This is a genomic window from Salinivirga sp. (assembly GCF_035268865.1).
GTDB lineage: Bacteria > Bacteroidota > Bacteroidia > Bacteroidales > Salinivirgaceae > Salinivirga.
In genome coordinates, this window is sequence record NZ_DATFKB010000219.1 from 1 (window position 1) to 10,147 (window position 10,147).

At 39.4% G+C, this 10,147-nt stretch carries 8 protein-coding genes; 3 read left to right on the forward strand and 5 right to left on the reverse strand.

The window, feature by feature from the left end:
* The 5 genes from VJ937_RS13010 to VJ937_RS13030 all read right to left on the reverse strand — a co-directional run.
* A partial coding sequence (locus tag VJ937_RS13010; RefSeq protein ID WP_324067783.1) for a DEAD/DEAH box helicase family protein occupies positions 1-698 on the reverse strand: 698 nt, incomplete at its 3' end.
* A gap of 203 nt (positions 699-901) precedes the next feature.
* Complete coding sequence (locus VJ937_RS13015; protein ID WP_324067784.1) at positions 902-1,237, reverse strand: STAS domain-containing protein; 336 nt, start codon at positions 1,235-1,237, stop codon at positions 902-904.
* On the reverse strand, positions 1,234-3,507 hold the full coding sequence (locus VJ937_RS13020) for an ATP-binding protein (protein ID WP_324067785.1): 2,274 nt from the start codon (positions 3,505-3,507) through the stop codon (positions 1,234-1,236). The genes VJ937_RS13015 and VJ937_RS13020 overlap by 4 nt, the downstream gene beginning before the upstream one ends.
* Positions 3,491-4,042, reverse strand: a complete 552-nt coding sequence (locus VJ937_RS13025) for a YfiR family protein (RefSeq protein ID WP_324067786.1) — start codon at positions 4,040-4,042, stop codon at positions 3,491-3,493. The genes VJ937_RS13020 and VJ937_RS13025 overlap by 17 nt, the downstream gene beginning before the upstream one ends.
* A complete protein-coding gene (locus tag VJ937_RS13030) occupies positions 4,032-6,395 on the reverse strand; it encodes an OmpA family protein (RefSeq protein WP_324067787.1) in 2,364 nt (787 codons plus the stop codon). The genes VJ937_RS13025 and VJ937_RS13030 overlap by 11 nt, the downstream gene beginning before the upstream one ends.
* A 201-nt stretch (positions 6,396-6,596) precedes the next feature.
* On the opposite strand from VJ937_RS13030, the gene VJ937_RS13035 reads away from it, so the two are divergent.
* The 3 genes from VJ937_RS13035 (at position 6,597) to VJ937_RS13045 (ending at position 10,117) form a co-directional block, all read left to right on the forward strand.
* Positions 6,597-7,676 carry a tetratricopeptide repeat protein gene (locus VJ937_RS13035; RefSeq protein ID WP_324067788.1) on the forward strand — a complete coding sequence of 360 codons (1,080 nt, stop codon included), beginning with the start codon at positions 6,597-6,599 and terminating at the stop codon, positions 7,674-7,676.
* A 7-nt stretch (positions 7,677-7,683) separates the two neighbouring features.
* Positions 7,684-9,729, forward strand: coding sequence for an OmpA family protein (locus VJ937_RS13040; RefSeq protein ID WP_324067789.1), 2,046 nt, complete (start codon positions 7,684-7,686; stop codon positions 9,727-9,729).
* A gap of 142 nt (positions 9,730-9,871) precedes the next feature.
* Positions 9,872-10,117, forward strand: coding sequence for an AbrB/MazE/SpoVT family DNA-binding domain-containing protein (locus VJ937_RS13045; RefSeq protein WP_324067790.1), 246 nt, complete (start codon positions 9,872-9,874; stop codon positions 10,115-10,117).
* The last annotated feature ends 30 nt before the right edge of the window (positions 10,118-10,147 follow it).

Here is a 10,147-nt window from a genome sequence, read left to right on the forward strand (position 1 = left end):
AGCATCTCGTTTGTAACCGGATCAAAAGTGGTGATTTTATCAATTTCATCGCCCCAGAATTCAATTTTAAATGCCACCTCTCCATAGGCAATCCAAACATCGATGGTATCGCCGTTCACTCTGAATTTTCCGCGATTAAAATTTACGTCATCGCGGCTATATAAACTGCCCACAAGATCGCGGAGGAATTTATTACGGGCGATTTCCATACCGGTGTGAATGTTTATCACATTTTCATTGAAATCATCCGGATTTCCGATACCATATAAACATGAAACTGACGAAACCACAAGCACATCCCTTCTGCCACTTAACAAAGCAGATGTTGTGCTAAGCCTGAGTTTTTCTATTTCATCGTTTATCATCAGGTCTTTTTCGATGTAGGTATCTGTAACTGGTATGTAGGCTTCGGGTTGGTAGTAATCGTAATACGACACAAAATATTCTACGGCATTGTCAGGGAAAAAGCTTTTAAATTCGCTGTATAGTTGTGCTGCCAGTGTTTTATTGTGGCTGAGTACCAGTGTAGGCCGTTGCACCTTTTCAATCACATTGGCCATGCTGAAAGTTTTCCCCGATCCTGTTACACCAAGCAGGGTCTGATGTTTGGTATCTTCCAAAACACCATTTGAGAGTTGCTCAATTGCTTCCGGCTGATCTCCTGTAGGTATATATGGTGCTTTTATTTTAAATTGCATGTGATTATTAATTTGGTACCCGCGTAGACGGCAATAACTTCCAAAAGTTTATTTAATAGCAGCCTCCAATTCTTAAAAAAGTGTTGCTGAAACTACTGGCCGTACTTTAATAAATGGTTGCCACGCCAGCTCACAGTTTCAAAAATCTTGCCGTGCAATGCATTAAGTAGCGTAAGTTGATGCTAAGAAGTAAATTTTTCGGATTATTCGAAAGAACTCAGGCACTGTTCCACGTTTTCGTGCAATTCAAAAATATTGTCCAGTTTGGTAATTTTCATAAGCTCGAGCGCCTCCGGACTAACGTTACAAATTTTAAATGTTTTGTCGTTTTCTCTTGCACGCTTAAAAATGGTTATCAGGGTGCCAAATCCTGTGCTGTCAATAAAAACAATACCTTCAAGGTCCAGTATCAATCTGTCGTAGTCACGCAAAAGCAATGTAAGTGAGTTTTTTATTTCTTCAGCGTTAAGTACATTCAGCTTGGTATCGTCTGAAATTTTAGCAATTACAATGTTATTTTCTACCCTGGATGATATCATTGATTCTGTTTTAAATAAGTTTCCAATTCTTGCTTTGCTTCTTCAGCCTGCTTTTCAAATTTACGAATAAGTTTTTCAATTTCAACAATATTTTTTCCTTCTTTGGACAGAAGTTCGAGGGCTTTCATGTTTTTCGATAATTTATTCATACCCATCATACCTACTGATGATTTTGCTGTATGTGCTACTTTTGCCAACTTATGAAAATTACGTGTTTCGTATAATTGATTGAATTCGGCCTTGAAATCAGGAACTTGCTTTACAAATATTGCAATGAATTCATTAATAAGTTTTTGGTCATTGCCGGCAGCTGTTTTAATATAATCGAGATTGGTGTGTGTTAACTCAATATAATCATTATTGGATTTTAATTCATGCTTTTTTGTGGTGCCGATTACTTTTGCAATTTTGTCGGTCAGCTCCTCCGGATCATAGGGTTTGGATATGTAAGCATCCATTCCTTCGTTGAAACAACGCTCTTTCTCTCCTTTAATGGCTGCAGCGGTTACGGCAATAATTGGAATTCTGCTATAAGCTGCATCTGAATTACGAATAATGCTGGTTGTTTCGTAACCATCTTTTTCGGGCATATGTAGGTCCATAAGCACCACATCATAAGGTTTTTCCTGCAAAAGATTTAATACCTCATTTCCATTGATGGCAACTTCTACTTGAAAACCATGTTTTTTCAGAATGGTGGTGGCAAATGTTTGGTTTATCAGATTATCTTCGGCAAGCAATACGTGCACGTCAGATGCCACAAAGGTGGCTTCTGAGCGGTATTCGTTTTCGGTTTTGGTTTTTTGTATCTCTTTTTCAATTGCCGACCGCGGTGGTATGTTAAATGTAAGGTGAAAAGAGAAATTGCTGCCTTCTGCTTTCTTACTTTGCACTGACATTTTTCCGCCCTGGAGTTCAACAAGTTGTTTTGAGATGGTTAACCCCAATCCCGATCCACCATATTTGCGGGTCGTTGAGCTTGTTTCCTGCTGAAAAGAATTGAATATGTCTTTTAGTTTCTCTTGTGCAATACCTATTCCTGTATCTTTTACGGAGAAGAGGAGCGTAATAGTTTCCGGGTCACGGTTAATTACTCGCACCGATAAAATAATTTTTCCATGCTCTGTAAATTTTACGCCATTGCTTAGCAGGTTATTTAGTATTTGGTTTAACCTTACCTGGTCACCATTAATAAACTCCGGCAGCGTATCGTCTATTTCGGTATAAAACTCCAGGTTTTTTTCTTTGGTTTTAACTTCGAAGGTTTTGTATAGCCTGTCGATAAGGTCTTTGAGGTTGAAGTTGGATTTGTCGAACTCAATTTTACCGGCCTCAATTTTCGAAAAGTCCAGTATATCGTTAATAATTACAAGCAGGGTAGAGGCGGAGGCATTGATGCTGTCGAGATAAGCTTTTTGTTCTTCGTTGAGGTTTGTGTCGTTTAATAATTTGGCCATTCCTGAAATACCATTCATCGGTGTGCGGATTTCATGTGACATATTGGCCAGAAATTTTTCCTTAATTTTTACAGAACGTTCGGCCTGTTCTTTCGCCAGTTGCAGTGCTGTATTTTGTTTATATATCTGCGCAAGCATGGTATTGAAGCCGCTGATGAGTTCGTTAATTTCATCTTTACCTCTCTCTTTGAGCCTGATAGAGAAGTCTTTTTTCTGTGAAACATGTTCCATCGCATCGGCCAGCGACATGATGGGCCTACTGATGAATTGTTGCAGCTTTAGAGCTAGCAAAATAGCAATACCAAGGGCTGTGAGCAGAATAATGGCAATGACATTAAAAAAATCGTTTACACGCTGCTTGTACTCTTCGAGACCTGAGCTAATGGATATACGGCCGATGGTGTCATTGTTGAGCAGTATGCTTTTTTGAAGGAATAGGTTATTTTGATTAAAATAACTTGTATCGGCTTTGGTTCTGATTGGCATTTTTACTAAGCCTTTTTCTCTGCTGTATGAGGCCAGGGTGTCGTTATTTTCGATGATTATAAAGGCATTTTTTACCTGTTTTTCTGCCACAAGAGAATTAAGTATCTCGTTGGCTGTTTCTGGGTCTTTATATGTGATGGCAGCCGTACTGTTATCTCCGATTACTTCTGCAAGAATACCCAGGTCGTTTACCGTACGTTTTTCAAATTGTTTTTTATCATAAGCAAAGAAAATACTGCCTGCCAGCACCAAAGCAATGGTTGTGATCAGCAATATAATGCTTACAATTTTTACTTTTATGGAGAAATTATTAAAATTTAATTTCATCTGTGGTGATGATTTTAGAGAGCATCAGCAATTTTGAGCTTATCGATAATCGTGCATTTTTGGCAGCCTTGTTGTTTATTTCAAATCGTTTTGGCGACTTTTTTGGTGTAAAATTTATAATTCCGCCTTGCTGACAAAATTTATCAATTTCGTCGCCAACGGTAAGTATCGGTTTGTTTTCAAGGTGCATAATTAAACTGCGCAATTCACTTTGATTAATATCCGTAATAAACAAAATGTGGCACTGTTTTATTTGTTCCGGCCTGCTATAATATTTCACAATCCATTTCCTGTCATTCGATTGCCTGGTTCCTATAATTTTTTTAATAACACTTCCAAAAGGGTCATTCCCGTAAATGCCCAATACATAGGGAGATGTTGAATTGTCGAAGGAGCTCGCAGGCCATTTTATGAACTTGGTAAAATTGAAAATATAGGCAGCTTTAACTTCGTATTCAGTAAATTGCTGCGCTTTGGCACTTACTGCAGTAAATACGAGTATAATAAGCCATATGTGAATAATCCTATTTTTCAATTTCTGATTGAATTATTGGTTCGAAAATTACAATGTCAACTCTTCTTGATTTGGCAAGTTTTCCTTTGTTTTTATTAAGATCTTCTTCGCCATGGGCCTCAATAATGATCCGGTTTGATTTTATTCGGTTCGATTGTATTTTCTTAAACACTTCGTTTGCACGTCTTCTGGAAAGTTGCTCATTATATCTAGCTGTGCCTCTTTCATCTGCATAACCGTGAATTTCAATACCCAGTGAAGCATTATTGTAAAGTAAATCGGTTATTTGCGAAATATCGAATAGATATTTGGTTTTTATTTGTACCTCATTTACATCGAAATATATTGTTTTGTGCATCACAACACGCTTCTCTTCAGCTTTGAGTGCGCGATAATTGAAATCGTATTTTGAGCCTTCTGCCTGCACCTGCTTTTCTTTATTGGTGTTGAGCCTGGGTTTTGTATAGAGGGTATCTCCATTGTATACTGTCTTGTCGAGATATTCGTGCGGCAACTGGTTCGAAGAATAGAAATATATGTTTGATGTTTCCTCGTTTTCTACTGTTTGCTTATCAAGCAGGGCCAGGCTTACACTGTCGGTATTTGAAATTGCTGTTTCAATGAGGTTAACCAAATGATCGTATGATTCCTGTTGCTCATTTTGAGGTGTTTTAGGCGCCTCCCGCATCTCGTTTATGTTTTCAATACCAATGCTGTCGGTAGTGTTAATGATATCTTCTACCATTTTGAGCAGATGATCGTAGTTTTTCTCTCTTTGTGGTTTGTACTTTTCAATGAGTGAATCAGAAAGGTTGGTTTGATAAATATCATAAAACACGTTCTCAACTTCTACCTTTTCACCGATTTTGTCTTCAGCGAGTTCAATGGTATACAACCTTATTTCCTGGAATAACTCATAGAAATACTTTTGTCCCGGCACCACAATTTGTATCAATTGCGGCAGAAAACCATCAGCTTCAACCACCATTTCGTAGTCTTTACCAGGAGGAAAAATCATGAGGTACTTACCAGTGTGCGGATTAGGGTTGTAAATATATTTCATTCGCTCTTTGGTTTCCTGGTCGTATACTTTAATGTCGGCTGCAACAGGAGAGAGTGGCGATCCGGCCAGAATTGTACCTTTTATTATGGTTAAAGGTATATTTTGACTAAGATTTACGCTCCAAATGCGTTCCTCTTCGGGTTCAAAATCTTTGGGACGGCTAAATACCACAAAATTTCCATTTCCTGTTTGTGAGAATGAAAGATCATCATAAATAGTATTTATGAAAGCTACATTTTCGGGTTTACTCCATGAAATACCTGTTTTTGTGGATTTAAAAATGTCGAATCCGCCCATGTTTTTGTGACCGGTTGATGCAAAGTAAAAATATTTTCCACTGGCTTGTAAAAATGGTGCGCGTTCCAGGTAAGGAGTGTTGATTTCGGGCCCGATGTTTTCAGCCGTACCCCAATCATTTTCACTAATTCTGTTTATGCGGTAAATGTCTGTTTTACCATAACCACCGGGTCTATCGCTGCTGAAATACATGGTTGCCCCATTAGGTGAAATGGTAAGGTCATATTCGTTGAACTTACTGTTTATTTCGCCCGGAAATGCTTTTGTTTTTTTTATGGTCAGCCCTACCAGGTTGGCTTCGTACAGGTCGAAGTCTCCTTTTTCCTTTTGATTGAAATAGAGTATTTGTGCATCATAAGAAATGCCTACAAGGTTTGCTTCCTCCAGCCGGCCATGGGAAAAAAGTCTATTGGGTTCCTGAAAGCGCCCCTGCTTAATTTCACTTTTGTATAGTGTGTAGTCCTGTGTCTGAAATATAATCACCTGTCCGTCAACCGTTGTAAACACATTTCTGGTATTGTATTTACTGAGCGGGTAGGGAAGTGGGTTTATTTCGTATTCCTGGCGTGCCTCAACAATTTTCTTGGCGTTATTACATGTTTCCAGCATGCGTTCGCAATAAATAATAAACCGGTCCTCTCGGCCCGCATTATCCAGATAAGTTGTAAAGTGTTCTATGGCCTTATCGAACTGAAACACTTTGTGATAGAGTGTACCAAGGTTTTTATGGATAAGCTGGTGATTGGTTCTTCTTGTATTTAGTGCTTTTTCAAAGTATGGAATAGCTTCCAGCTCCCGGTCGGGAGAATTGAGCAGGCTCCAGGCCAGGTTTGCAGCATCCAAAGGATTAAGTGGTTTTACTGAATCAGCTTTTAGATAATAATATATTGCATCCTGGTATTGTTCGTTACTGTAATAGCGCTCACCCAGTTTGAGGTCTTTTTTTACATCCTCCTGACTGCTGGCAAGCAATGGTAGCAAAAATAATATTATGAGTAGGTTTTTAATGCGCACTTTTTTTATTTAAAATTCGGGTTTTTTACGCAGATATCTAAATGCAATATAATAATTTTGATCAGTTGTTTCATGTAAAGGACAAAATTCGTAATTTTAATTGCAAAATTCATAATAATTAACAATTTTACAACAATAATGTAACTAATTATAAATTAATTTGTTTGCTGACTTGCAATAGAAAAACATAATTTACAGAATATGGAAAACAAAATGAAAATCAGGTTACTCGCAATTGTGTTTATAATAACACCGTTTTTTGTCATTGCTCAGGCTGATTCAACCATAATTGATACCAGCTCCACGCTGGTTGTAGCCGAGAACCAGGAGGCAAAACTTGCATACAACCGGGGGATAAAACTTTATGGTGCTAAAGATTATAATGGTGCAGTTGAGCAGTTTAACCAGGCTATTTCCTTTGAATCGGGATTTACCAAGGCATTTTATAACCGTGGTTTAGCTTATATGGAACTCGGACAGTATCAGAAAGCCACTGCTGATTTTAAGAAAACCATTGAGCTTGACAAGAACTATGCGAAAGCCTATTTTTCACTGGGGTTGGTAAAGTTTAAAAACCGCGACTATAAGCAAGCTGTAGTAAACTTCGATTTGGCTATGCGCACAGGTTTTCAGGATGTGGACTTGTTCTATTTAACAGGCCAGTCACAATTTCAACTTAAAAATTATGAAAAGGCCATTGAATCATTTACCCTGGCGATACGCCAAAATGCTGAACGGTGGGAAATATTTAACGACCGCGGAAGTGCTTACCGCATGCTTGGAAAACTAAATAAATCAATCGAAGATTATAAAACCGCAAGCCGGTTAAATCCTACGGAGAGCCTGGTTTACAATAATCTGGCCAGTGCGCTTCGCAAAAAGGAAAATTACGACGATGCTGCATTGAATTACGGCCTTGCCATAAAAATGGATAATGATAACCCGTTTTTTTACAATAACCGTGGAACAGCTTATTATCACCTGAAAAAATACGATGAGGCCATTGCTGATTATCAAAAGGCTATTGAGCTGAAAAATGACTATGCCTATGCATATAACAATATGGGTGCAGCCTGGATGAAAAAGCGCAATTTTACAAAAGCCATTAAAGCTTTTACAAAGGCAACCGCACTGAATAAAAAATATGCCCAGGCATGGATTAATCTGGGATCGGCCAAAGAGATGAATAACGACATTGAAGGTGCAATTGCCGCCTGGAAAATGGCTGTGGTTAATGGCTCTGAAGAAGCACAACAATTTATCAACTACTATCAAAACTAGTCAGATTATGGCACAAAAAATATTTTCAACAATCATATTGATCACCATGGCCGGAATGCTTGCCGCCCAGAATGTACCATTCGATAAATCGTATTTTAAAGATCGCAAAAGTGAATTCCGCGATGCACGAAGCCATTACCACGATGGCGACGATTATTTTGACAATATGCAATACTATCTTGCATTGCAAAGTTACCTTAAGGCGCACGATTTTAACCCGGATAATGCCAGGCTCAATTTTCAGATTGGTGTAAGTTATATGGCCTCGGTGCAGAGCTACAAATCCCTAAAATATTTTTTACGGGCACGTGAACTTGATGCTGCAGTGAGCCGTGATATTATGTACTACATAGGCCGGGGGTACCACATGAACGGCCAGTACAAGAAAGCCCTCGAGGCCTATCGTGAATACAAAAAAGGGTTATTGCCCAACCAGGTCGAAGATATTGAATATACAGCCAAACACATTAATGAGTGCGAAACAGCCCTTGAACTGGTCGATAAGCCTGCACGGGCTTTTATCGATAATTTGAGGGATATCAATACCGGTTATACTGAACACAGCCCGGTGATAACAGCCGATGAATCGAAAATGATGTTCACTTCCACAAGAGAAGGTTCTGTAGGCGGCCGCATGGATGATTTCACCCAGGAATACGACGAAGATATTTACATTTCTTACAAAGTAAACGACCGATGGACCCGTCCGGTAAACGCAGGTGAACCGCTTAATTCACATATGAACGACGCTACAGTAGGCCTTGCCTCAGACGGGCAATTGCTGCTCATTTACAATGGCCGTAAACGCAATGGCGACATTCAGTCGTCGATGCTTGAAGGTGATGAGTGGAGTTATCCCGATTGGTTGCCACGTAGTGTAAACAGTGGCGAAAAAGAAACCTCTGCCTCGTTGGCCAATAATGACCAGGTGCTGTATTTTATCAGTGGTCGTGAAGGCGGATATGGTGGTAAAGATGTTTACGTAGTGCACAAAGACCGCCGCGGAAACTGGGGCGATGCACGTAATCTTGGACCTGCCATCAATACCCAGTACGATGAAGAGAGTGTGTTTATGCACCCTGACGGCCGTACCCTTTATTTCAGCTCCAAAGGGCACAATACCATTGGCGGTTTCGATATTTTCAGAGCCATACTTGGAGATGACGGCAAATGGGGTAAACCAGAAAATGTGGGTATGCCAATTAATACCCCGGATGATGACCTTTCGCTTGTGCTCTCTGCAGATGGCCGGCATGGATATTTTTCCTCCACCCGAGAGGGAGGTAAGGGCCGGTATGATATCTATCAAATTACGTTCCTCGGACCCGAAAAACCACTCTATTTAAGTAACGAGGATCAATTGTTGGCCAGTTTCGAGAAATCTGTAAGCGACAACGTGCTCGAAAAATCAGTGGAAATTAAAACCATTAGGCTTACTGTAGTAAAAGGTGTGGTAAAAGATGCCATTACCAATGAGCCCATAAAAGCCAATATTGAAGTGGTTGATAACGACAAGGATGAGATTGTGTTTAACAATGTTTCGAATAGTAAAACCGGCCGATTCCTGGTTACCCTGCCTTCTGGTAAAAACTACGGTCTGGCTGTAAAGGCGGAAAATTACCTGTTCCACTCAGAAAACTTTAATATACCCAAAGCTACGGCTTACCAGGAGATTGAGAAGGAGATCCTGCTGAATAATGTGAAAAAGGATGTGAAAATAGTGCTGAAAAACGTCTTTTTCGATCAGGGTAAAGCTGTTTTAAGGCCCACTTCGTATCCTGAGTTGAACCGCCTGGCTAAGCTGCTGAAAGATGTGCCCACCCTTAAAATAGAGATTTCGGGACATACAGATAACACGGGAAGTGCCACTTTCAATCAAAAGTTGAGTGAAGACCGGGCCAAAGCCGTGGTCGAATACATTAAGGCCCAGGAAATATCAGCCGACCGGTTAACTTATGTAGGTTACGGCGAAACCCAGCCCATTGCCGACAACACGACCAAAGACGGCCGCCAGCAAAACCGCCGGGTAGAGTTTAAGGTACTCAGTAAATAATAGAAATAACCGCAAGTGATGTTCGGTTATCCAGAAGTTAAGTTTTATTCACAGCGATGTAACCACATTAAAAAATAAAAAAATCTCTTGCTTTGTGAACTTTTTTGTGATAACTTCGTAATTACAAATAAACGATGAGATTATGGAAGTTTCAATAGTACGAATAGGCAATTCTAAAGGGATCCGACTTAGTAAAACAATTCTGGAGAAATACAATTTAAAGGACAGAGTTGAAATGATTCTGGACAAAGGACAAATAATACTAAAGCCGATTTCGAAACCACGGAAAGGATGGGAAAAAGCATTCGAAAAAATGGCTGAGAATGGTGACGATAAATTGTATTTTAACGACGTTTTTGAAGACGAAAACCTGGAAGAGTGGAAATAAATCAATATGATATTTTTCTTGTCAATCTTG